Genomic DNA, 23,960 nt, shown 5'->3' on the forward strand with positions numbered 1-23,960 from the left:
ATGAGCAATGTCATCCGGCCTTTACCCCACCGCAATATGAAATTCCTGCATCTTTATTGACCTTCCCGCGTCCGGCGTGCAGCATAAAAAAACAACAAACACAAAACATAAACAGGAGTTAACCATGGAAAGTGGTCATCGCTTTCATGCTCAGACGCTGCACAGTTTTATTCAGGCTGTATTTCGTCAGATGGGTAGCGAGGAACAAGAAGCGAAATTAGTTGCCGATCATTTAATCGCGGCAAATCTGGCAGGACATGATTCACATGGTATTGGCATGATCCCAAGCTATGTGCGCTCCTGGAGTCAGGGGCATCTGCAAATTAACCATCATGCCAAAATTGTTAAAGAGGCGGGGGCGGCGGTCACGCTCGATGGCGATCGCGCATTTGGTCAGGTCGCGGCACACGAAGCGATGGCGCTGGGGATTGAGAAAGCGCATCAGCACGGTATTGCCGCCGTGGCGCTACATAACTCACATCATATCGGGCGTATCGGTTATTGGGCGGAACAGTGCGCGGCGGCGGGGTTTGTCTCTATCCACTTTGTTAACGTGGTCGGTATTCCAATGGTCGCGCCGTTCCACGGTCATGACAGTCGCTTCGGCACCAATCCGTTCTGCGTGGTTTTCCCACGTAAAGATGACTTCCCTCTATTGCTCGATTACGCCACCAGCGCCATCGCATTTGGCAAAACCCGTGTCGCCTGGCATAAAGGCGTCCCCGTTCCACCAGGCTGCCTGATTGATGTTAACGGTGCGCCGACGACCAATCCGGCGGTAATGCAGGAGTCGCCGTTGGGGGCGCTGTTGACCTTTGCCGAACATAAAGGCTACGCGCTGGCGGTGATGTGTGAAATTCTTAGCGGGGCGCTTTCCGGTGGTAAAACGACGCATCAGGAAACGTTACAAACCAGTCCCGATGCCATTTTTAACTGCATGACCACTATCATCATCAACCCGGAACTCTTCGGCGCACCGGATTGTAGCGCGCAGACCGAAGCCTTTGCCGAGTGGGTGAAAGCCTCGCCGCATGATGAAGATAAGCCGATTTTGCTACCGGGCGAGTGGGAAGTGAATATGCGCCGTGAACGGCAGGAGTTTGGGATCCCGCTGGATGCCGGGAGCTGGCAGGCCATTTGTGATGCGGCGCGACAGGTTGGTATGTCAGAAGAGACGTTGCAGGCTTTCTGCTAACAATTAGCCAGCTAAAAAAAGCCCGTCCAGTGACGGACGGGCAAACAAGGGTAATATAGGATCAATGAGGGTTAGAGCATATGCGTCTGTCGGCAAACAGACAGGGAAATACTTGTGCTGGACGTAGCGTAAACGCTTGATCCGGCTTACGAATTACTTATAAATTACCGCGGTACCACTTAATTTATTAGTGTTGGTGGCGGAAGTAATGCTGTATCCACTAGCACCGGCTGCCGCAGCTTTCTCAGCCAGTTTCGCTTCCAGGGCATCGAGGGTGGATGCGCCATCGGCAGAAACTACGCCGATTTTGTTCATGCTCTGTGCCTGGAATGCCGTTACCGGTTCCGCGGCGAACACGCCAAATGACAGAGTTGAAAGAGCCATAGCAGCAACAACAGTATTGATAGTTTTCATAATTAATCTCTCGCAGGTGATTTTTGTTTAAGTGACGTTGTTTCGTCGATGTGATGAGTATCACGTTTTTTTTCGAGAGATAAAATCGAAGAGAATTGACCGCCTTGTTCAAATAAATTGATTGATATCTAACATATTGATAAACCATTTATTTGTTGTACTTATGGACCCGTTTTATATCGCGTGGCAGTCACGATAGCGTTAAAGGCACGGAATGCCACGCAAAATACAAATTATACTCGCTATGCATCGCGCCAGTTGCAGTTAACGTAACTGGCTGTCTTTCGAACCTCTGCGATTATATCCCGTATAATCTGGTTTTTGTAAATCTTTCTCCTGCTGGCAATGAATGCATAAGCGCACGCCAGGAATGGCTTCCCGACGGGCCTGCGGGATGGGGGCGCCACACTCTTCACATTCATACAGGCTTTCGCCACGCGGAATTTCATCCCGAGCGCGAGCAATCGCATCTTCAATTGTACTGTTGATCTGTTCGTTGACGGCGTCATCGTTAGCCCAACCGGATGCCATATCGTCCTCCCCATATCAATGCTTGTACAGTTAAGTGTAGCTAATATAGGGACGAACTCGGGCAGTTCAAGCGTCAGATCTCCGACCATTCCCGCAGCAGATTATGATAAAGATTGAGCAGCGACAGGATCTCTTCACTTTCGCCATAGCGGCTTTTCAGCGACTGAATATTGTTGTCCAGTTCAAACAGCATGGCGCGCTTTTTATCATCGCGGATCATCGACTGGATCCACATAAATGATGCCACTCGCACGCCGCGGGTGACGGGTGTCACGCAGTGCAGGCTGCTGGAGGGGTACAACACCAGATCGCCTGCCGGAAGTTTTACCCGATGTTGTCCAAAGGTGTCATTAACGACCAGTTCGCCGCCGTCGTAGCTTTGTGGATCGCTCAAAAACAGCGTGGCTGAAAGGTCAGTGCGCATCCAGCCGTTTTGTGGATGACTGCGTACTGCGCCATCCACATGAAAACCATAAGTTTCATTGTTCTGATAGCGATTAAACAGCGGTGTGGAAAGGGTACGCGGCAAGGCAGCGGCAAAGAACAAAGCATGTTGGTTAACCGCGTTCAGCACCTCATTTTGCAGTGCGGCGTACAGGGCGCTACGGGTGTCCACTTGCTGATTGCTCTTAACTTGTGCGCCTTGTGCACCGGTGGTGACGCGTCCATCAACCCATTCGGCTTGTTCCAGTTGTTCGCGAAACCGGGCGACGTCCTGTGGCGATAGCACGCCAGGAATGTGGTACATCATACAAGTTCTCCAAAAAGTGGGGCCGTGCGCCCCACATCTGAATCAGAAATGCATATTGGCGGTGAGCAGGAACGTTCTTGGTTCGCCCGGGTGATAACGGTAGCCGCTCTTGTTGATCGAGGCGACGTAATCGGTATCAAACAGGTTGTAGACGTTTAGCTGGAAGTCGAGATTGCGATTAACCCGATACCCCAGTTTGGCATCGGCGACCCAATAACCTTCGGTAAATGCTGGCGTTCCCACCGCGCCGTCTGAACCTTTATGCATACTGCCGATGTAACGCGCGCCCGCGCCAACGGAAATATCATCGGTTGCCTGATATTGGCTCCATAAGGTAAAGGCGTGCTCCGGCGTATATGGCAGTGATGATGAACCATTCTGAGCCACGTCCGCGCCATTTTTAATGGTCGCTTTTTGCTGAGTATATCCGCCAATCACCTGCCACGCGGGCGTGATATTCCCGGCCACGGATATCTCATAGCCTTCGACGCGTTTCTTACCGTATTGCGAGTAAGTCCCGTCATCGTTTTGCTCAACTTCATTTTCGATATCAGTACGGAACAGCGCGGCGGTAAGCAACAGGCGTTTATCCAGCACCTGCCATTTGGTGCCAATCTCACTGGTGTTGGCTTTTTGCGGTTTAAAGTCGGTGCGGCTGGCGCTGTTACCGCTGCCAGACTGCGCAAGGGCGAAGTTGTTGCCGCCTGGCGGCTGCTGGGAAACGGCATAGTTAATATAGACATTGCCGTTTTCCGTCAGGTGATACAGCGCCCCGGCTTTCCAGTTCACCAGATTGCCCGACTTGGCAGTGTCGATGGTGGTGACCGGAGAACCGTTTGCCACGCCAGCAGGGCAGGTGACTGCGCCGCGTCCACTGCCGCCGCAGGCGGTGGCACTGTCATATTCAGTATGATAATTATCCAGGCGGATCCCGCCGTTCAGCTCAAAATCACGGGTGATTTGCAGCGTATCGAAGGCATAAATTGCGAAGGTATCCGTCTGACCATCGGCGTTTGCGCCGTTGCGCGTCAGGCCGCCGGGATGAATGCTGCTGTCAGGATGATAAATATTCACCGCCGGTAACGTCACCGGATTAACGCCGTAGTTGGTCTGCGTTTCACGGGTAAATTCCACGCCAGTACTGACATCATGACCGACAGAGCCGGTATAAAATGTGGTAGTCAGGTTGGTCTGGTTGGTGAGAATTTTATTACTCACATCTTTGGTGTTCGCCGTACGTGACCAGGTCCAAGTATTCACATCGCTGGTGGGCTGGGTAATATTCGACGCCCCGCCCATAATCGCCGTCATCAGGTAATCCTGCTTTACGCGCGACCAACGAGTCGTATTGCGAATGGTGGTGTTATCGTTGATGTCGTGCTCAAAACGCATGGTGGCGGTATCGGTGGTCGAATCGTCGTAATCGGAATCCGTGCCATAAAAGTTATGCGTATCTACTTTTCCGGAATGATTCAGTGCCGCTGTTCCCGCAGATGGGGCGGAATAGCCCGGCAAACCGATGGTCGGAATGCCGCCGTCTGGCGTGTTGTGCTGGGTGACATGCAGATAATTAAGATACAAACGATTCGCTGTGCCAAGGCCAAAAGCGACAGAAGGGGCGACGCCGTAACGCTCATTTTTGACTTTGTCGCGTCCGGCATCGTGCGTTTTTTCGCCCATCACATTCAGACGCACCGCGGAGGTATCGCCAATCACCTGATTGACGTCCAGCGTGCCGCGGCGGAACCAGGCGCTGCCAATACTGGCGGAGGCGTCAATGCCGGAATCATTGCGCGGCTGCTTGCTGATCATATTGATCGAGCCCGTCGGCGCGCTGCGCCCGTAGTCGGTGCCGGACGGCCCTTTAATCACTTCGACCTGCTCGGTATTGAAGGTGTCGCGCGAGACGCTGCCGATATCGCGAATGCCATCAATATAAATACTGTTAGAGGTATCGGCACCGCGCATATAAATGGCGTCGCCAGTGGTGGAGTTACCGTTCTCACCAGCAAAAAATGCGCCTACGCCGGGGACGTTTTTGAGTGCGTCGGTAAGGTTAGTCGCGCCCTGATCTTTAATCACCTGTTCAGAAATCACCGTCATCGTGCGGGTCGTATCCGCTACCGGACGCGAGAATTTCGGATCGGCAGATTGTTGTGGCGCATAAAGCGAAGGCGTTGATGCTTCGACAACCAGCGTGTCATCCGCGTTAGTTTGCCCTTCGGCGGCGAGTGCCTGTGCCACAGGCGTGATGCCAATACAAAGACCGGCAAAGAACGTGAGCGAATGAAATTGTCTGGCAGGGAAATTGCGATTGTTTTCCATTTAGCAGGTGACTTTTTCTTATATGTTTAAGTTTTCACTGTCACGAGAAAGCATCTCTGCGGATGCGATGCCACTGTTAATCCCGTAATAGTATTCGTGAAAGTGATAATAATTTTGATAAGCATTATCACTTGGAGCGATTTTCTATCACCCATTGCGCGAAAAAGAAATACATTTATTTACATTGCGTTCATATTTGATGTTTTTTGATTACAAAACAGACGAAAACTGCATCCAGAGGCGAATGCAGTTACGTTGGTGGGGTTATTTGTAGATGGTTGCAGTACCGAACATCTGGTCATTTCCGCCTGCGGAATTAATGACATAACCTTTCGCGCCTTGTTCGCGCGCTTTTTCTGCCAATTTATCCTCCAGATCGCTTAGGTTTGATGCGCCGGTCGCCGAAACGGTACCGGCGGGCCGTAGCTGACCGCTGTCCTGGTTACTCAGAGGCTGCGCGGCATAAGCCGTGAGAGAGATTCCGCTCAGGACGGTGGCAATCAGTAGTGCGAGGCACTTTTTCATAATGACATCCTCAGAAATACAACGAGTAGTGCCTGATAAGTGTAGGTCGCCTGTGCGATGCAAATGACGCAAAAAATTGACAGAGATGTGCTTGTTTTTTGAACGATATATTTTTACAAAATAAGACAAATCAATGACATGCATGATGCTGATTTTTATGGTGAATTGCCATAAACCATAGTCATGTTAAGGTTTTGGGGAATGATAAATGCAGCCAGATATTTACCCTGTCGCGTTATGCGGGTATCTTACGCCGCTGCTTAAAGGAGAATGCTATGTCCGCCCAGAAACCGGGGTTGCATCCGCGCAACCGTCATCACAGCCGCTACGATCTCGCCACGCTTTGTCAGGTCAATCCTGAACTCAAGCAATTCCTCACGCTTACACCCGCCGGGGAGCAAAGCGTAGACTTTGCCAATCCGCTGGCGGTGAAGGCGCTCAATAAGGCGTTGCTGGCCCATTTTTACGCCGTAGCGAACTGGGACATTCCGGACGGTTTTCTCTGCCCGCCAGTACCGGGCCGGGCGGATTATATTCATCACCTTGCCGATTTACTGGCAGAAGCAAGCGGAACAATTCCAGCTAATGCCAGCATTCTGGATATCGGCGTTGGTGCGAACTGTATTTACCCGCTGATTGGCGTACATGAATATGGCTGGCGTTTTACCGGCAGCGAAACCAGCAGCCAGGCGTTAAGCAGTGCGCAGGCGATCATCAGTGCTAATCCGGGGCTTAACCGCGCCATTCGTCTGCGTCGGCAGAAAGAGAGCGGGGCGATTTTTAACGGTATCATCCACAAAAACGAGCAATACGACGCGACCTTGTGTAACCCGCCATTCCACGATTCCGCCGCTGCGGCACGGGCAGGTAGTGAGCGTAAACGCCGTAACCTTGGGCTGAATAAAGACGATGCGCTGAACTTTGGTGGTCAGCAACAAGAGCTGTGGTGTGAAGGCGGTGAAGTCGCCTTTATCAAAAAGATGATTGAAGAGAGCAAAGGCTTCGCGAAGCAAGTGATGTGGTTTACCTCGCTGGTATCTCGTGGTGAAAACTTACCGCCGTTGTATCGTGCACTGACGGACGTGGGCGCGGTGAAGGTGGTAAAAAAAGAGATGGCCCAGGGGCAAAAGCAGAGTCGCTTTATTGCCTGGACCTTTATGAACGACGAGCAGCGTCGCCGTTTTGTCAATCGCCAGCGTTAAAGCGTTGGCTCCCCCGGTGGCAGCGGTTCTGCCGGGGCCGCGCCCGGAGCCGGCAGCACCTGATAAGTCTGCACTGGCGCGCGAACACCCGCCAGGTCGAAATGCTTTTTCACCTGGCTGTCGAGGGCAAAGCGTACCGTCCACTGTTTGAGTGGCAGCGTGGTGAACGACACACGCAGTGTAAACGCGGTATTGCTTAAGCCGACAATCCCGGCAAAGTTCGGTTCACCAATAACCAGCCCGCGAATTTCTTCGTTTTCCATCAGTTCCGTTACCGCATCTTTCAGCGCCTGATTGGCTTTATCAGTATCTTCATGGCGATCAACATCGTAATTTGCCACCACTGAACCAATGCCACGGACAAAGTTGGCAAAGGTGGTAATCGAAGACCACGGAATGATGTGATACGCCCCGGTATCCTGGCGCACGCCAACGGATCGAATCGACATTCGTTCCACCGTACCCGTCAACGGCCCGATGGTCACTAAATCTCCGGTGTTCATACCGTTTTCAAACTGAATAAATACCCCGGTGATAATATCTTTCACCAGCGTTTGCGAACCGAAAGAGATAGCCAGCCCCAACGCCCCTGCACCTGCCAGCAGCGGCGCAATGTTGACGCCGATTTCCGACAACACAATCATGATGGTGATGGTACTGATGATCACTGCCAGCGCGTTACGAAACAGCGTCAGCAGGGTACGCGTGCGGGCGCTGGGCAGCGGGCGACCATGGATATCCGAGGCCAGTCGGTTTTCGATCAAACTGGCGAGCACCGTCCAGCCAACCGCTGAGAAGAAAAGAATGAGCGCGATACGGATCAGGATATCTACCGTTTTTTGCCCCGCACCGTTTTGCAGCCAGTTCCAGAAATCGAACAATCCCCATGCGCTCAACAGCAACATTACCGCCACGCAGACTGTCAGAATACGCGCCGTTTTCAGTGCCGCCGAAAGCCAGCCATTCAGCCGTTTTTGCAGCTCCGGATAGTTACGCTGAGTATGTGGCGAGAGGGTGATGGTTTTCGCCAGCCAGCGGGAAAACATACCGGAAACAGACGCTGCGATACCAATAATCGCCAGGCTGCGCACCGTTGCACCCATCATAAATTTCAGGCTGTTGCCCGGATCGAACAACGAAAAGAAAAACAGCACGATAAAATAGGCGCTTGCCAGCCAGTGCCAGACCAGCGCAAAGGCGCGGATAAACAGGCTGAAAAAGGCCAGCGAATGCTCCGCAAAGTTGAGCAAATGCTGGGTAATCTCTTTTTTATTACGAAAGATCAGGTACAGCGCCCAGATGGTCATGCACAGCATGATTGCCACGTTTGCCAGCGCGCCAATTTGTACATTCACCTGATTAGAGATAATCGGCACTGCCACAATCAGGCCATAGCCTATCAAACTGCTTAACCAGCTAAGGCGGCGACTCCAGTAACGGGCGCTCTCGTCCTGAATCGTGAACGGGCGCAGCTCCGCCACGTTTGGGCAAAAAATCAGGCGTAGTACGGCTTTGAAAAATTCAATCAGGGCAAAGGCGTTGAGAAACAAACTTTGTTGGAAAGCGATGGTGCGACTGCCCGCATTCAGGTTGTCGCTTAAAACCTGACCGACAAATAATGTCAGAGCCAGTAACAGCAGGTCGATAATAAACGCCCCGATAATCATTGCCGGAAGCTGCAACCAGTTACTGCGCTCACGATTTTTTTGCCGCGCCCACTGGCCCATTTTGCGATACAGCGGCAGTGCGCACAGGCGAATCAGCCAGTAAAAACCAAACACTAAAACCGCTAACATTGAAAAATGGGTCAGCGCATTGCTGAAGGTTTGTGGATTAAACGGCTTATGCGGGGAGCCGGTGATATTGCGATAAAGTTGCCCGAAGCGGGCGGAAAGGGCTTCACCATAATGGCGGCTGACTTCGGTGACCTTTTGCAGCACGGTTTGCTCTTCAACCAGCGTAGGCGGCACGATCTTCGGGACCGGTTCCGCAGGGGGCGTCGCGGCGACGGTGCGCAACTGGTCGATCAACTCTTTACGCGAGGTGTCATTATCCAGCACATCCGCCAGTGCGCCATAGGCCGCTTTTTTTTGTTCGATATCCGGTTCCGGGGCCGGTTCAGTCGTTGAGTCCGTTGTCGTTGTGGTTGTAACGCCGGGTATGGATACCGCGTGGGCAGGTGCGCCCAGTAGGCAGAAGAGGATGAACAGGATCCACCGCATGACTCCTCCAGTGAGAAAACAGAGCAAAAAGATAAGTATAGATGCTGGGGGAGGGGCGATTTTAAATGAGAGGAATCTGGTGTGCCTCCCTTTCGGGTGAAAGGGAGGAAGGGATATTAAGCCGGTTGCTGACAACGTGCGGGCTTTTTTGCCGGATGCGGCGTGAACGCCTTATCCGTCCTACAAGTTCATGCAATTTTAATAAGTTGCCATATATCCTGTAGGTCTGATAAGCGTAGCGCATCAGGCAATGTGTCTTATTAAGAGACGTGCTGTAAAAATTCCTGCAAGCGCTGGCTCGGCGGATTTTTGATCAACGCCTGCGGATCGCCATCTTCCGCAATCCGGCCTTTGTCGATAAAGATCAGGCGCGAAGCTACTTTCTCGGCAAAACCGATTTCGTGGGTCACGATCACCATCGTCATGCCTTCTTCAGCCAGATCCTGCATAACCTTCAGCACTTCATGGCGCAGTTCCGGGTCAAGAGCGGAAGTCGGTTCATCAAACAACATCATTTTCGGTTTCACCGCCAGCGCGCGGGCAATCGCCACACGCTGCTGCTGACCACCAGAAAGTTCGGAAGGGTAGTGATGTGCACGTTCTGCCAGACCGACTTTCGCCAGCAGTTCACGTGCCAGTTTTTCCGCCTCTTCTTTGTTCGCGCCACGCACGCGTAGCGGGCCAAACATGACGTTTTCCAGCGCCGTCAGATGCGGGAAAAGGTAAAACTGCTGGAACACCATACCCGCTTCCTGGCGAATCAGGCGCTCGTCAACTTTCGGATCGTTAACCTTCAGGCCATCGACAATCAGATCGCCGGAGGTGATTTCTTCCAGTTTGTTGATGCAGCGCAGGAGGGTCGATTTACCGGAACCGGACGGCCCGATAATCACCACGACTTCGCCTTGGGCAATATTCAAATCGATATTGTGCAGCACCTGGGTTGGGCCAAAGTGCTTGGAGACGTTTTTAAATTCAATCACAGGATTTTCATCCTTCTTTCCAGACGACGCAGAATAAAGCTCAGCACCAGGGTAATAATCAGATAGAACACCGCCACGGCGCTCCAGATTTCAAGGGCGCGGAAGTTACCGGCAATAATTTCTTGCCCCTGACGGGTCAGTTCCGCCACGCCGATAACAATAAACAGCGATGTATCTTTAATGCTGATGATCCACTGGTTACCCAGCGGCGGCAGCATGCGGCGCAGTGCCAGCGGTAAAATCACGTAGCGAATGGTTTCCCAACGTGAAAGGCCGAGCGCCAGTCCTGCTTCACGAAAACCTTTGTGGATTGACAGCACCGCACCACGCGTGATTTCCGCAATGTACGCGCCGGAGTTGATCATGATGGTGACCACCGCCGCAGTAAACGGGTCGATGCGTAAGTCGTTAAACGCCATCGGCAGGGCGAAGTAGATAAACATCACCTGGACGACGATAGGTGTGCCGCGGATCACTTCAATAAAGACCAGCGCGACGTGGTTGGCTATCCAACCACCGAAGGTGCGTGCAAAACCTGCCGCCAGTCCGATAACCAGGCCGCCAGCCAGACCGAGGACCGAAATCCACAGGGTCATTTTGGCGCCTTCAATCAGAAGCGGAATGGCAGGCCAGATGGCACTCCAGTCAAACTGCATATGTTGTTCCTGTTACCGTGGTGTAAATACCCGAGCCAGAAGGCTGGCGGGGCGAAACGCTGGCCCGGTATGCAAAAGGCCACCGGGCCATAAATTAAAGGCAATCATTATTTCGGTTCAGTACCGAACCATTTTTTGTAGATTTCGTTGTATGTGCCGTTCTCGCGCAGGGTTTTCAACGCGCCGTTGATTTTGTCACGCAGCTCGTCGCTACCTTTCGGGAACGCAATACCGTATTGCTGTGCTTCCAGAGAGTCACCTACCGCTTTGAACTGACCGTTCCCGGCGGTTTTGATGAAGTACAGAATGTTTGGTGTGTCGTGCAGGACGGCGTCTGCGCGGTTGGTACCCAGTTCCATATAGGCGTTATCGATGTTCGGGAACTGACGCAGATCTTTGGTTTTGATGTTCGCTTTTGCGTAATCAACGGAGCCGGTGCCGCTTTTCACAGCAACCACTTTACCGTCGAGATCTTTCACGCTTTTCACATCGTTATTGTTGGCTTTCACCATCACTAACAGGCCGCTTTTGTAGTAGCCGTCAGAGAAATCGATCGCTTTTTTACGCTCGTCGGTAATGGTAATGCCCGCCAGCGCCAGATCGATGTTTTTGGTTTGCAGTGCTGGGATGATGCCGCTGAAATCCATTGGTTTCAGTTCGTAATCCAGCTTCAGTTCTTTGGCGATAGCAGCCCACAGATCCACATCAAAACCAACGTATTTGTCGCCCTGTTTAAATTCAAACGGAACGAAGGCGGTATCCGTCGCCACAACCAGTTTTTTATCCGCGGCATGAGAAGAAACCGCAAAAGCCAGGGTCAGTGCAGCCAGTGAAACTTTTAATACAGACTTCATAGCATTTCCTTTTTTCTATCCACGGGACGATCCCCTGCGTGACATTTACGTATATGAAAAAATCGTGCCAGTTTTACAACTCTTTGATTTTTATAGGAGCAGTTAAAACGGGTTGCACAATTTATGGGGCAACATCTCCGGTCTGCACCATATTGGGGCGCCAAAGTGGTGCGCAAAAATAGTGCACTCAACACATAGGTTATTTAGCGTAAATTCTGATGAAAAAACAATCTTTATGTAACGATTGTGTGATGTTGTTGATACAAATGTTTTACTTTGACAGGCGGGAAAGACGATGAGTTGCACTAAAAAAGTGCGTAGAGGCGGGCAGCAATGCAAAACGGCCTCCTGTCAGGAAGCCGCCTTTATCGCTTACTTAAGTTTTGCACCATCTGCGATGGATTTATTCGATATTAGATTCGATAAACCACAAGAATTTATCCAGGTCGCGGGAAGCGGCGGTCAGGATATCTGCGGTGTCGTCATCTTTCGCTTCGCCAATCGCTTTGCGCACGTCGTTGGCAACAATCGCGTAACGGTCAGCCAGCTCTTTCAGGTGATCTTGAACGCTGTGGATGTCCAGCGGGTAGCTTTTCAGCGGGGTTTTGCTGTTAATAACTTGAGTGGTACCAAGGGCAACGCCGCCTAGTTGCACCGCGCGCTCTGCCATAGTATCCAGGTGATCGGTCAGTGCGGTACGGAAACCATCCAGCATCTCATGTACGGCAATGAAGTTAGCGCCGCGCATGTTCCAGTGCGCTTGTTTGGTAATCAAAGAGAGATCAATAAACTGGATAACCTGGCGATTCAGCAACTCAACTGTCGCTTTCTTCTCGCTGTCAGAGACATCGTTGCGGGTATAAAGCAGATTTGTCGCTTTTGCTTTAACTAATTTAGCGGTACTCATAATTTCATATCCTCTTGATGTTGTGTCCCAGTAATTAACGAGACTAAGTATAGCACCACCCTGGTGTTCCGCTATTCTGGCTGTCCCTATCACACTAATAGCGGTAACAAGCGTGAAAAATAAAAACCATATAAATTCACATAGTTATGTATATTGCTGGAGGCGATTCTTATTTTCTTTTTTACGCGAGCTATTCAGAGAGAATAGGTTTTAGGATAACAAGATATATAAAAAGGGCAGGGATGAAGAGTCGTGTAATATTCTGCATGGTTATGCATAACCATGCAGAAAGCTAGCTTTAATTAATATCTAATTCTTTAATTTTAGTCTCTTTGCGCGCTGTCAGCGTTGAGCCCATTGAGGCGGCAATAATCGCGCCGAGGGCCAGCAGTTGTATTGGCGCCAATGTCTCACCGAGGAAAATCATTCCGGAAACGGCAGCCAGTGCAGGTTCCATACTCATTAGCGTACCAAATGTCCGGGTCGGCAGACGGGTGAGGGCAATCATCTCAAGCGAATAGGGCAGAGCGGTAGAGAGGATAGCGACAGCCAGACCCAATGGAACAACCGACCAGTGCCAGAGCGCCTCTCCGGCCTGGAATGCGCCAATCGGCACGAAAATAAGCGCCGCAATCAGCGAACCGATTGCCACCGTCGCCGGGCCGTGTTCCGCACCGGCGCGTTGCCCACTTAATATGTAGATAGCCCAACAAGCACCGGCACCGAGCGCCAGCGCACAGCCGGTTAGGTCGACATGCGAAACATCCTGCCCCAGCGGCAGCAGGAACCACAGGCCGAGTACCACCAGCACAACCCAAACAAAGTCTACGGGGCGGCGTGAAGAGAACAGCGCCACTGCCAGTGGTCCGGTGAACTCCAGCGCCACCGCAATCCCAAGTGGTACGGTCTGAATAGCAAGATAAAAAAGATAGTTCATTCCACCCAGTGAGATGCCGTAAAACAACAGCGGCAAGCGCTGTTCTTTGGCAAACCGCAGTCGCCACGGTTTAAAGAATGCGATAAGAATCAGTGTTCCCAGCGCCAGACGCAGTGCAGTCACGCCCGGCGCGCCGACCAGTGGAAAAAGCGACTTTGCTAATGAGGCCCCGCCCTGAATAGACGCCATGGCAACGAGCAATAATAATATCGGTAACCAGACCGGCATTTTACGTAATGTCCCTGGCATCCGTTCCCCCATAAATTTGTATAGTCAGGTAAAGCGAGGAGTGTACTGGATATAACTAAAACTGGTTGAGCATTTGTTGAAAAATTTTTCCCCGTTTTGACTAAAATGCGCCAGGATTGATTGATTCATCAGCTTGGTGATTAGGAATAATCTGGATGAACGACAGTGAAAATATGCGTAATACTTACGCAGTTTACTGAAAAAATGATGTAAATTTAGATGGATAGCGGCATGTGGAAACGTTCTGTTACATGAAATGGCCCGTTAGACATCACAAATCGCGAAGAGTTTCCCATTAATTTTTGATATATTTAAAGCTTAGGACTTATTTGAATCACATTTGAGGTGGTTATGAAAAAAATTGCATGTCTTTCAGCACTGGCCGCAGTTCTGGCTTTCACCGCAGGTACTTCCGTAGCTGCTACTTCTACCGTAACTGGCGGTTACGCTCAGAGCGACGCTCAGGGCAAAATGAACAAAATGGGCGGTTTCAACCTGAAATACCGCTATGAAGAAGACAACAGCCCGCTGGGTGTGATCGGTTCTTTCACTTACACTGAAAAAAGTCGTACTAACAGTGCAGGCGATTACAACAAAACCCAGTACTACGGCATCACTGCTGGTCCGGCATACCGCATCAACGACTGGGCGAGCATCTACGGTGTTGTAGGTGTGGGCTACGGTAAATTCCAGGACACCAACTACCCGACCTATAAACACGACACCAGCGACTACGGTTTCTCCTACGGCGCAGGTCTGCAGTTCAACCCGATCGAAAACGTTGCTCTGGACTTCTCTTACGAGCAGAGCCGTATTCGTAGCGTTGACGTAGGCACCTGGATCGCCGGTGTTGGTTACCGCTTCTAATCACTTCGGTGATATAAAAAATCCGCCCCTCGGGGCGGATTTTTTTATCTTAGGATTTCGGGTCGAAAATATCGGTTCCGAGATGGTTGTAGTCCACCTTCTGTAACTGGAAGTTGGTGATGTAGATTGGCCCGGCTTTCTTCTCGGAAATAAACGGGTAGTTGATGTTGATTTCCTGCGCTTTAATTCCCGTCCACTGTGAGAAAAAACCTAAGAAATCATTGGCTGAACGGCGGGCTTTAATCACCCGATGCGCTTTATCGTCGCTGGAAATGACCATAAAAGGCACCTGGAAATTCTGCTGATATTTATCATCGTGGGCCAGGTATTGCACTTCTTTTCCGCGTTCTTTAAAGGCTAAACCGTGGTCTGAAAAATAAACCATGGAGAAACTGCTGCCGCTGTTGCGTAACTGGTCGTACAGTTTGCGCAGTAAATCGTCAGTTTGCGTCATGGTGTAGAGATAGCACGATGTTTCTTTCGATTGTACAAAGGTTTCGTATTTGCCTTGTGTCCGGTCACAGGCCTGAGGATGTGAGCCCATCAGATGCAAAACAATCAGTTGCGGCTGCGAGTGTTCTTCCGCCAATACCTGAGCGGTCATTGTCAGTAGCTCTTCGTCTTTAGCGTTCTTATCTGCTTCAAAATTACCGTTTTTCAGGAATTGCACTTCATCTGCACGTTTAGCGATGCTGGCGATAGCTGTATCGTATTCGCCTATTTGCCCCTGATTAGAAAACCACCAGGTCTGGAATCCTGCTCGGTTGGCCAGGGTCACAAAGTTATCCTGAAACTGTGGCTTGCCATCGACTACGCGGTTAAGCGTTAATCCGAGAGATTTCTGCGTGGAGCCACTGGCAGCAATATAATCAGAAAAAATCAGGCCGTTAACGCTGCTGGTAAACGGGGTATTGTTCCAGTGACCGCCAAAGGCACCGAGGGCATCGCGGCGTGCGCTTTCGCCAATGACCACCACATAAGTGTGATATTTGGGTTTAACTGCGGTGACTGTCCAGGTATCTTTCATCCCGGAAAGTTTCGCCATCCGTTCCTGCTCTTCAATCACCTCGTTATTGTTGACGATGACATCCCTGGCAAAACGAAATACCGGATAACCGGTGTCTTTAAGTTTAAATACGCCGCCCCAGGCGAGATTTTGAACCGGAGCGACAAAAAATGTCGCCACACTGAATACCAGACACAGGCTGTCGAATTTATTCCAGCGTGCTTTTTCATTCTCTTTTTTCCGCCTGATCGCAATCACGCCGAGCGCAAAAATAAATAAGCCGACCAGATAGCTATACCACGGGAAGATCGTAAGAATTTCGGTCGACTCTTCCATATTGGTGGAATGCAGCGCCAGCAATGTATTGAAGTTAGGCGCACCATACGCCTGAGCAAAAGGGAAATAACAGGCCGCCACCAGCGAACAGACGCCTATTAAGGTTTTTTGCACGCGCGGCAACATCCGCCATAACAAAAGCAAAATGGCAGTAAAAGCGGCGGTATAGAGAAAACTAAAGGGATAACCTAAACCAAGGTTAATCAATAGCGACTGTAAAAAGTAGAACGCAGTCCACGGGCTAAAAACCCGGCTACGGGAAACAAGCGATTCTTTAAGGGTTAAGTTCATATGCCACTATCGTAACAAACGCCATGTGCTTACCCTGGCGTCAAGGGTCAATACCTGCAAGAGTGCGTGAAGAGGGGGAAGGGTCCGCATCTGCGAGCCGCAATATACGCAGGGCTGCAAGAAGATAGAGCGAGCTGCCGTTCAGGTCAACTACTGAGGAACAAATCTTTTGCGAAGAGAATAGCAAATCCGATAAAAAGTGGGGGGGCAATCCAGAACAATCTATGCCTGCAATAAAGCAGGAGTAAAGCGGCGTACCGCGACGCCGCTATTTATCGGAAGGTTTATCTTGCTGCGGTTTGTTGTTGACCATATCGCACAACATCGAGAGCAGCATTAACCGTACTTTAAAGGGAGAGTGACTAAACACGCGCATACACCTCTTGAACTCATTCATAAGACCTCCTGACTTGCTAATCCCGTCGTTCCATGAGGGATGATTGCATTACATACAGATATAGCACAGGCTATATTATATAGCTATTGCTAAAACGTTAATTTTTTGTACCTTCGCAACTCTGGTTTACAATGTGCGCACGAAATGAGAACGCTATGTATGTGTCACCATAATGAGGAAGCACAATGAGTCGTCGCGCAGGTACGCCAACAGCAAAAAAAGTGACGCAGTTAGTGAACGTGGAAGAGCACGTTGAAGGATTCCGCCAGGTCAGAGAGGCACATCGCCGTGAACTTATCGACGATTACGTTGAGCTGATTTCTGACCTGATGATGGAGGTGGGAGAAGCGCGCCAGGTTGATATGGCCGCCCGTCTGGGAGTCTCTCAACCTACGGTGGCTAAAATGCTTAAGCGACTGGCAACAATGGGATTGATTGAAATGATCCCCTGGCGTGGCGTGTTTTTAACGGCAGAAGGAGAGAAGCTGGCGCAGGAAAGTCGCGAGCGTCATCAGGTCGTCGAAAATTTCTTGTTGGTGTTGGGCATTAGCCCGGAAATCGCCCGTCGCGACGCGGAAGGCATGGAGCACCATGTCAGTGAGGAGACGCTGGACGCCTTTCGTCTGTTTACCCAGAAACACGGTGCTAAATGAGCCTGCCTTTTTTACGCTCGCTGCAAGGCGATCGCTTTTTTCAGTTATTAATTCTCGTTGGCATCGGATTAAGTTTTTTCGTTCCTTTCACACCTAAGTCCTGGCCTGGCGCTATTGACTGGCACACCATCATCACCTTAAGTGGCCTGATGCTGCTGACCAAAGGCGTCGAGTTAAGCGGCTATTTTGATGTGCTTGGGCGCAAAATGGTGCGCCGTTTTGCTACTGAGCGTCGACTGGCGATGTTTATGGTGCTGGCAGCGGCGCTGCTTTCTACGTTTCTGACCAACGACGTCGCGCTGTTTATTGTTGTTCCGCTGACCATCACGCTAAAAAGACTGTGTGAGATCCCGGTTAATCGGCTGATTATTTTCGAGGCGTTGGCGGTAAATGCCGGATCGTTGCTGACGCCGATTGGCAATCCGCAAAATATCCTAATCTGGGGACGTTCTGATCTTTCGTTTGTCGGTTTTATTGCCCAAATGGCCCCGCTGGCTGGTGCGATGATGCTGACACTACTGCTGCTGTGTTGGTGTTGTTTCCCTGGAAAGGCGCTGCAATACCATACTGGTTCGCAGATGCCGGAGTGGAAGCCTCGGCTGGTGTGGAGTTGTCTGGGGCTGTATATCGTCTTCCTTATGGCGCTGGAGTTGAAACAAGAGCTGTGGGGGTTGGTGATTGTGGCGGCGGGCTTTGCGCTTCTGGCGCGTCGCGTGGTGCTGAGCGTGGACTGGACGTTGCTGCTGGTGTTTATGGCGATGTTTATCGACGTCCATTTACTGACCCAACTTCCGGTATTACAGGGCGTGTTGAGCAACGTGAGTCATTTATCTGAACCTGGATTATGGCTGACGGCGATTGGTTTATCGCAGGTAATCAGTAACGTGCCGGGCACGATTTTGCTGCTCAATTATGTGCCACCGTCTTTACTACTGGCATGGGCGGTAAATGTAGGTGGCTTTGGTTTATTACCCGGATCGCTGGCAAATTTGATTGCGCTACGGATGGCGAACGATCGCCGTATCTGGTGGCGTTTCCATCTCTATTCAATACCGATGCTGTTGTGGGCGGCGCTGGTGGGATATGTTTTGTTGGTTATGATCCCGGCGGGGTAAGGTCTGACAAATTAAAAAGGCGGATTATTAGTCCGCCTCTGAGTGTTGGTAATACGCGCTTTGTTCATGCCGGATGCGGCCTACAAAAACTTGCGGATTCAATATATTGCAGGTTCTGCGTAGGCCTGATAAGCGTAGCGCATCAGGCAATTATGTATTGCCATGAGCAGCCTCAGGCGGATTATCACTCCGCCTTTTGCTTAAGTTTTAACGATTAATTCAGGCGAACCGGCATCCCGGAACGGTTTTTAATCGCTTCATCCAGAACAACCTGATCAACGTCTGGCTGACCAGTCACTGTCTGCACGCTCTTCGTCAGAGTAATTGGTACAATTTCCTGACCTTCAAACTGGGCTTCGGTGGTAGACAGCGGGTTATGGACTTCAATATAACGGCTGCCGTCTGGCTCGGTAGTCGCTTTTACCGGCTCATCAATAAACTGCACGCGAGTACCGACTGGCACTTTCTCGAACAGGAATTTAATGTCTTCGTTACGCAGACGCACACAGCCGTGGCTTACGCGCAGACCGATACCGAAGTTAGCGTTGGTGCCGTGGATAGCGTACAGGCGACCGATGTACAGTGCATACAGCCCCATCGGGTTATCCGGGCCAGCCGGAACGACAGCCGGAAGCGGTTCGCCCGCTGCGCGGTACTCTGCGTGCATTTTGGCGGTCGGTGTCCAGGTCGGGCCTGCTTTCTTACGCTCTACTTTGGTGGTCCAGTTGATAGGTGTGTCTTTACCTAACTGACCAATCCCGATCGGCAACACGATAACGGTGTTGGTCCCTTTCGGATAGTAGTACAAACGCATCTCTGCGCTGTTAATGACGATACCTTCATGCACGGTATCTGGCAGGATCAACTGCTGTGGAATGTTCAGTACGGTGCCGCCTTTCGGCAGGAAGGTATCCACACCAGGGTTAGCTTCCATCATGTTGGAAAGACCCATCTGGTACTCGGCAGCAAAATACTCCAGCGGCTGAGTGTTACCTTCAGGGATAGTGATCACCTGATTCTGACCAACCAGGCGACTCCCGTCGGTTGGCAGAGGATAAGTTACCGCAGAGGCGGTACTGCAAAAGCCGACAACAGCGAAGGCCGCTGCGAATAATGTTTTCAATTTCATATTCATGTTAAGCGAGATTTAGTGCCTGGCAGGCCATTAGGTTGAGAATATTAGAGTATTGGAAGCGCATTATATGTTCATTCCAGCTAACAGTGAAATCAGATGTGTACTAAATCACATTTTTTGCCTTTGGGAAGAGTGTAGACCTTGAGCGACGGACGGGATCTTCTTTCAGACTTATGGCATAATGCGCGGTTTGTCATATCTCTTTTCAGGATACGCCTGTGTTAGTTTCCAGTAACGTCACCATGCAGTTCGGCAGTAAGCCGTTGTTTGAAAACATTTCCGTCAAATTTGGCGGCGGCAACCGTTACGGCCTGATTGGCGCGAACGGTAGTGGTAAATCCACCTTTATGAAAATCCTCGGCGGCGACCTTGAGCCGACGCTGGGCAACGTTTCCCTCGATCCGAATGAGCGCATTGGTAAGCTGCGCCAGGATCAATTTGCCTTTGAAGAGTACACCGTGCTGGATACGGTGATCATGGGGCATAAAGAGTTGTGGGAAGTGAAGCAAGAGCGCGACCGCATCTATGCTTTGCCGGAAATGAGCGAAGAAGATGGTTACAAAGTGGCCGATCTGGAAGTGAAATACGGCGAAATGGACGGTTACTCTGCAGAATCGCGTGCGGGGGAATTGTTGCTTGGCGTCGGTATTCCACTGGAACAACACTACGGCCCGATGAGTGAAGTTGCTCCTGGCTGGAAGCTGCGTGTGCTGCTGGCGCAGGCGCTGTTTGCTGACCCGGACATTCTCCTGCTCGACGAACCGACCAACAACCTGGACATCGACACCATTCGCTGGCTGGAGCAGGTGCTGAACGAGCGTGACAGTACCATGATCATCATTTCGCACGACCGTCACTTCCTCAACATGGTTTGTACCCACATGGCAGATCTGGACTACGGCGAACTGCGCGTTTATCCGGGCAACTACGATGAGTACATGACGGCCGCGACCCAGGCGCGTGAACGTCTGCTGGCTGATAATGCCAAGAAGAAAGCGCAGATTGCTGAGCTGCAATCCTTCGTTAGCCGCTTTAGCGCCAACGCCTCGAAATCTCGCCAGGCGACTTCGCGCGCGCGTCAGATTGATAAAATCAAACTGGAAGAGGTAAAAGCCTCCAGTCGTCAGAACCCGTTCATTCGTTTTGAGCAGGATAAGAAACTGTTCCGTAACGCGCTGGAAGTGGAAGGTCTGACCAAAGGGTTTGATAACGGTCCGCTGTTTAAAAATCTTAACCTGCTGCTGGAAGTCGGTGAAAAACTGGCGGTACTGGGTACCAACGGCGTCGGTAAATCGACTCTGTTAAAAACGCTGGTGGGCGATCTGCAACCGGACAGCGGCACTGTAAAATGGTCTGAGAACGCGCGCATTGGTTACTATGCCCAGGACCACGAATATGAGTTCGAAAATGATCTGACCGTGTTCGAATGGATGAGTCAGTGGAAGCAGGAAGGCGATGATGAGCAAGCGGTGCGCAGCATTCTCGGTCGTTTACTGTTCAGCCAGGACGACATCAAAAAGCCAGCGAAAGTGCTTTCCGGTGGGGAAAAAGGGCGGATGCTGTTTGGTAAGTTAATGATGCAGAAGCCGAACATTCTGATCATGGACGAACCGACTAACCACCTGGATATGGAATCCATCGAGTCACTGAACATGGCGCTGGAACTGTATCAGGGTACGCTGATCTTTGTTTCTCACGACCGTGAGTTTGTAAGTTCACTGGCGACCCGCATTCTGGAAATCACCCCGGAACGCGTGATCGACTTTAGCGGTAATTACGAAGATTATCTGCGTAGCAGAGGGATCGAGTAAGTTATTGCCCGTCACCCCGATACAGTCGGGGTGACGGTGGCTGAGGACAAACGCAGGATTGCCTGATGCGCTACGCTTATCAGGCCTACGCAGGATCTGCAATGTATTGAATCTGCAAGCCGTTTTAGGTCGGATAAGGCGGTAACGCCGCATCCGGCATGAACAAAGCGCACTTTGTCAGCAATCTGAGCAACATCGAACCTACTTCCTTAACCTCACTTCCAATAATCCATCAACTCTTACACGTCCATGCCCAGTGCGCGCTTACCGTGAATGTTCAGATCATCCAGTGTAAAGCGGCTTTCCCAGTTTGCTTCATAATCTTCCCGCGGGAAGTCGCCCGGTGATGCGCCTTTTTCCAGCGCCATTTTGACTTTGTGTGCATAAGCCCGATTTTTCTCGCACATTGGCGCAGCAGGGATATACATCACGTTGCCCCAACCCTGTTGATTGTCTACTGGCGCGACGGAGTGAATCACATCGCAGTGCCACCAGACGGAATCCCCTGCTGTTATCGCGGGAATGGATGTCAGCGCTTTAATCAATAGTGGATGCCATTTCTCTGAAATGGGAAGAACTTTGCCAGGTGCAACCCCGCACAGTTCATCGTTCGGTACGTCATCCAGCAGCGGGCGCAATAAAACATACGCCATCGCTTCCGGGATAGGCACCACATGCAACAATCCCTGACCCGATATCATATCAGAGAGCGCAGTCCAGCCTTGAAACGTGCGGAACACTGAACATTTGGTCGTGTTATCCACCGTGTACTCTTCGACATCGGTCCGGTGTGCAGCATCCCAGGGATCGTAATCATCGAAATTACCATTGAACACATTGGCAAAAACGCGCTGATAAGCGGGCAATAACCACCGTTCCAGCGCACCAGAATCGGTATGCGCGCCCAGACCTTTAGATGTAGTACCTGGAGGACGGCGACGGATCCTGTCCGGGTAAATCACACTGATATCAGGATCAAACCACTGCTTGCCGTTGCTTTCAGGCTTCCACAGGCGGTTCAGGAAAGATTGCACAGCAGCCATATTTTCGCTCTGCCGCGCCTGCATCTGTGCTTGTGACCAGTAAATGGGATAGATTTCGGGACGAGAAGCCTCCAGTGAGCCGAAAAAACTGTCGCCAGGGCCTTTATAAACATCATCAAAATGATTGATATCGAGATAATCGAGCATGGCACGATCCCACGCCAGCGCCTGCTCGCGAGGGAAATGACCTTTTATTACTGCACAGCCGCGACGTTTAATTTCATTGCGAGTGACATCGCTTACTGTCCCTGCGGCAATATCGCTATAAGAAACTTCCGGCCAAACCGGCAGCCCTTGCGCTTTTAGGGCATCGATTTCAGCAACACGCGTTTCGATTTTTGCAGAGAGTGTATCGAAAACCTGTTGTACATCACCGAGCTGTTCCCGCAGCGCAGCTTTCATTTCTCGGATAGCCGCTTTCGCATCTGTGGGCAGCGTCTCACAGGAAAAAGTCATATCAACCTCTCATCTTTCGTTCGAAAGTAAAATGATTACGATTGATACTTTAAGTTAAAAATAAGTTAACGCAAGATAAAGATCTTGAGTCACCGCACAAAGCGAGCAAAAAGGCGAGAGGCCGAAGTGGTCACTCCGGCCCGGGGGAAGATCAACGATTGAAAGGAGCGATGTTATCCAGCACTGCCTGAATCACATTCAGCGCGCCTTCATGATTATTGTCATCGGTAGCGTAATGAGCGATTTGTTTAATATTTTCCGCAGCATTGCCCATCGCAAAGGAATAACGCGCCATTTTCAGCATCTCCGCATCGTTACCGCTGTCGCCAATCGCTACCACATTTTGCGGCGACAGATCCCAGCGTTTCAGTAACCGCGAAATACCGTTCGCTTTATGCAGGCCAGGTATAATCAGGTCAATAAACCCAAAACCACTGGTCACCGGTTTCATAATGCCGTCGAGTGCAATGTGCAGTTTGTCTATCACCTGTGGGATCTGTTCATCCGGCAGGTTCAGAGAAAACTTGAACAGTACGTCGTCAATGTCCTGGTAATCCTTTACAGGTTTCAGGCGATGGTAGTGTTTTGCCATCAATGCAACGAATGATTCCGGGGCATTTTCACTGATGTATGCACTTTGCAGACCACAGGCGACAAAATTCAGTTGTTTATCTTTCAATAACTCGCCAATAACAATCCGCGATTCATGTCGGGTCAGTTCGCCGTGAAAAAGCTGCTTGCCGTGTTCGTAAACCAGAGCGCCGTTTTCTGCAACAAAAGAGATTTCATCTTTTAGCTCAGGGAAGAAGGAAATGAGCTGGTAATATTGGTTACCGCTGGCGACAACGAACTCAATATCGCGATTTTTCAGTTCCTGATATTGCGCCATAAAACGCTCATGATTGTACGTTTTGGCGTCGTTTAGAAAAGTACCGTCCATGTCTGTGACGATAACTTTTACGCTCATAAGAAGTGCTCCTGGCAATGAATGCAAACCGCCACAGTGTAATAACAATGTGACGCAGGGCACAAATTTATTTCGAATGTAATTGAGCGAGAAATTGATACTGTGAATGATATAGCCCGGCGACGGTGGCCG

The 23,960-nt window shown here is 50.7% G+C and carries 24 protein-coding genes; 8 read left to right on the top strand and 16 right to left on the bottom strand.

All coding sequences use genetic code 11. From position 1 onward, the window contains the following. Positions 1-124 precede the first annotated feature (124 nt). On the top strand, positions 125-1,195 hold the full coding sequence (hcxB, locus tag D9734_RS02480) for a hydroxycarboxylate dehydrogenase HcXB (RefSeq protein WP_130205123.1): 1,071 nt from the start codon (positions 125-127) through the stop codon (positions 1,193-1,195). Between the two features lie 80 nt (positions 1,196-1,275). After that, positions 1,276-1,335, top strand: a complete 60-nt coding sequence (gene ybiE, locus D9734_RS23460) for a protein YbiE (protein ID WP_211180490.1) — start codon at positions 1,276-1,278, stop codon at positions 1,333-1,335. 13 nt (positions 1,336-1,348) lie between these two features. Here ybiE and ybiJ read toward each other — a convergent pair whose 3' ends face one another. The 5 genes from ybiJ to mcbA form a co-directional block, all read right to left on the bottom strand. Further along, complete coding sequence (ybiJ, locus tag D9734_RS02485; protein ID WP_130205125.1) at positions 1,349-1,609, bottom strand: DUF1471 family protein YbiJ; 261 nt, start codon at positions 1,607-1,609, stop codon at positions 1,349-1,351. A gap of 264 nt (positions 1,610-1,873) precedes the next feature. Then, positions 1,874-2,140, bottom strand: a complete 267-nt coding sequence (gene ybiI, locus D9734_RS02490) for a C4-type zinc finger protein YbiI (protein WP_130205127.1) — start codon at positions 2,138-2,140, stop codon at positions 1,874-1,876. A gap of 73 nt (positions 2,141-2,213) precedes the next feature. After that, positions 2,214-2,891: a PKHD-type hydroxylase YbiX gene (ybiX, locus tag D9734_RS02495; protein WP_130205129.1), complete on the bottom strand. Its 678-nt coding sequence runs from the start codon at positions 2,889-2,891 to the stop codon at positions 2,214-2,216. 42 nt (positions 2,892-2,933) lie between these two features. Then, the gene (locus D9734_RS02500; protein WP_130205131.1) at positions 2,934-5,216 is read right to left on the bottom strand and encodes a catecholate siderophore receptor Fiu; all 2,283 of its coding nucleotides are present in this window, start codon (positions 5,214-5,216) and stop codon (positions 2,934-2,936) included. Positions 5,217-5,480: 264 nt separating this feature from the next. Beyond that, a complete protein-coding gene (mcbA, locus tag D9734_RS02505; RefSeq protein ID WP_130205133.1) occupies positions 5,481-5,741 on the bottom strand; it encodes a DUF1471 family periplasmic protein McbA in 261 nt (86 codons plus the stop codon). Between the two features lie 275 nt (positions 5,742-6,016). On the opposite strand from mcbA, the gene rlmF reads away from it, so the two are divergent. Then, positions 6,017-6,943, top strand: a complete 927-nt coding sequence (gene rlmF / locus D9734_RS02510; RefSeq protein WP_069913319.1) for a 23S rRNA (adenine(1618)-N(6))-methyltransferase RlmF — start codon at positions 6,017-6,019, stop codon at positions 6,941-6,943. On the opposite strand, the gene ybiO is transcribed toward rlmF, so the two are convergent. The 6 genes from ybiO to rhtA all read right to left on the bottom strand — a co-directional run bounded on the left by ybiO (position 6,940) and on the right by rhtA (position 13,751). Then, positions 6,940-9,165 carry a mechanosensitive channel protein gene (gene ybiO, locus D9734_RS02515; RefSeq protein WP_130205138.1) on the bottom strand — a complete coding sequence of 742 codons (2,226 nt, stop codon included), beginning with the start codon at positions 9,163-9,165 and terminating at the stop codon, positions 6,940-6,942. The two genes, rlmF and ybiO, sit on opposite strands and share 4 nt — an antisense overlap. 260 nt (positions 9,166-9,425) lie before the next feature. Next, complete coding sequence (glnQ, locus tag D9734_RS02520; protein ID WP_032302757.1) at positions 9,426-10,148, bottom strand: glutamine ABC transporter ATP-binding protein GlnQ; 723 nt, start codon at positions 10,146-10,148, stop codon at positions 9,426-9,428. After that, entirely contained in the window at positions 10,145-10,804 is a 660-nt protein-coding gene (gene glnP / locus D9734_RS02525; protein ID WP_061090926.1) for a glutamine ABC transporter permease GlnP, read from the bottom strand. Before glnP ends, glnQ begins: the two co-directional genes overlap by 4 nt. Positions 10,805-10,911: 107 nt before the next feature. Further along, positions 10,912-11,658, bottom strand: a complete 747-nt coding sequence (gene glnH, locus D9734_RS02530; RefSeq protein ID WP_130205139.1) for a glutamine ABC transporter substrate-binding protein GlnH — start codon at positions 11,656-11,658, stop codon at positions 10,912-10,914. Positions 11,659-12,061: 403 nt separating this feature from the next. Continuing rightward, the gene (gene dps, locus D9734_RS02540; protein WP_064530112.1) at positions 12,062-12,565 is read right to left on the bottom strand and encodes a DNA starvation/stationary phase protection protein Dps; all 504 of its coding nucleotides are present in this window, start codon (positions 12,563-12,565) and stop codon (positions 12,062-12,064) included. A 298-nt stretch (positions 12,566-12,863) separates the two neighbouring features. Further along, a complete protein-coding gene (gene rhtA / locus D9734_RS02545) occupies positions 12,864-13,751 on the bottom strand; it encodes a threonine/homoserine exporter RhtA (RefSeq protein WP_130205141.1) in 888 nt (295 codons plus the stop codon). A gap of 233 nt (positions 13,752-13,984) precedes the next feature. On the opposite strand from rhtA, the gene D9734_RS02550 reads away from it, so the two are divergent. Together D9734_RS02550 and ompX are read left to right on the top strand one after the other, a co-directional pair. After that, on the top strand, positions 13,985-14,050 hold the full coding sequence (locus D9734_RS02550) for a protein YliM (RefSeq protein ID WP_120795379.1): 66 nt from the start codon (positions 13,985-13,987) through the stop codon (positions 14,048-14,050). Positions 14,051-14,102: 52 nt separating this feature from the next. Beyond that, complete coding sequence (gene ompX, locus D9734_RS02555) at positions 14,103-14,618, top strand: outer membrane protein OmpX (RefSeq protein WP_105289445.1); 516 nt, start codon at positions 14,103-14,105, stop codon at positions 14,616-14,618. A 49-nt stretch (positions 14,619-14,667) separates the two neighbouring features. Here the strand turns inward: ompX and opgE are convergent, their stop codons facing one another. Together opgE and mntS are read right to left on the bottom strand one after the other, a co-directional pair. Next, the gene (opgE, locus tag D9734_RS02560; RefSeq protein WP_130205143.1) at positions 14,668-16,251 is read right to left on the bottom strand and encodes a phosphoethanolamine transferase; all 1,584 of its coding nucleotides are present in this window, start codon (positions 16,249-16,251) and stop codon (positions 14,668-14,670) included. A 268-nt stretch (positions 16,252-16,519) separates the two neighbouring features. Beyond that, a complete protein-coding gene (gene mntS, locus D9734_RS02565) occupies positions 16,520-16,648 on the bottom strand; it encodes a manganase accumulation protein MntS (protein WP_001001761.1) in 129 nt (42 codons plus the stop codon). A gap of 185 nt (positions 16,649-16,833) precedes the next feature. On the opposite strand from mntS, the gene mntR reads away from it, so the two are divergent. Both mntR and D9734_RS02575 read left to right on the top strand, forming a co-directional pair. Further along, entirely contained in the window at positions 16,834-17,301 is a 468-nt protein-coding gene (gene mntR / locus D9734_RS02570) for a manganese-binding transcriptional regulator MntR (RefSeq protein ID WP_130205145.1), read from the top strand. Continuing rightward, positions 17,298-18,416, top strand: coding sequence for an anion transporter (locus D9734_RS02575; protein ID WP_130205147.1), 1,119 nt, complete (start codon positions 17,298-17,300; stop codon positions 18,414-18,416). The genes mntR and D9734_RS02575 overlap by 4 nt, the downstream gene beginning before the upstream one ends. Positions 18,417-18,630: 214 nt before the next feature. Here the strand turns inward: D9734_RS02575 and ldtB are convergent, their stop codons facing one another. Continuing rightward, positions 18,631-19,551 (bottom strand): L,D-transpeptidase, encoded by a 921-nt coding sequence (gene ldtB / locus D9734_RS02580; protein WP_001056384.1) that lies wholly within the window; start codon positions 19,549-19,551, stop codon positions 18,631-18,633. Between the two features lie 218 nt (positions 19,552-19,769). Between ldtB and D9734_RS02585 the strand changes: the two genes are divergently transcribed. Beyond that, a complete protein-coding gene (locus D9734_RS02585) occupies positions 19,770-21,362 on the top strand; it encodes an ABC-F family ATPase (protein WP_130205149.1) in 1,593 nt (530 codons plus the stop codon). A 239-nt stretch (positions 21,363-21,601) separates the two neighbouring features. On the opposite strand, the gene D9734_RS02590 is transcribed toward D9734_RS02585, so the two are convergent. Further along, positions 21,602-22,861 carry a DUF1479 domain-containing protein gene (locus tag D9734_RS02590; protein ID WP_130205151.1) on the bottom strand — a complete coding sequence of 420 codons (1,260 nt, stop codon included), beginning with the start codon at positions 22,859-22,861 and terminating at the stop codon, positions 21,602-21,604. Between the two features lie 151 nt (positions 22,862-23,012). Further along, on the bottom strand, positions 23,013-23,828 hold the full coding sequence (gene ybiV / locus D9734_RS02595) for a sugar-phosphatase YbiV (protein ID WP_130205153.1): 816 nt from the start codon (positions 23,826-23,828) through the stop codon (positions 23,013-23,015). Between the last annotated feature and the right edge of the window lie 132 nt (positions 23,829-23,960).

The sequence above is a fragment of the Escherichia sp. E14S1 genome, assembly GCF_004211995.1.
In the GTDB taxonomy this organism is placed as follows: domain Bacteria; phylum Pseudomonadota; class Gammaproteobacteria; order Enterobacterales; family Enterobacteriaceae; genus Escherichia.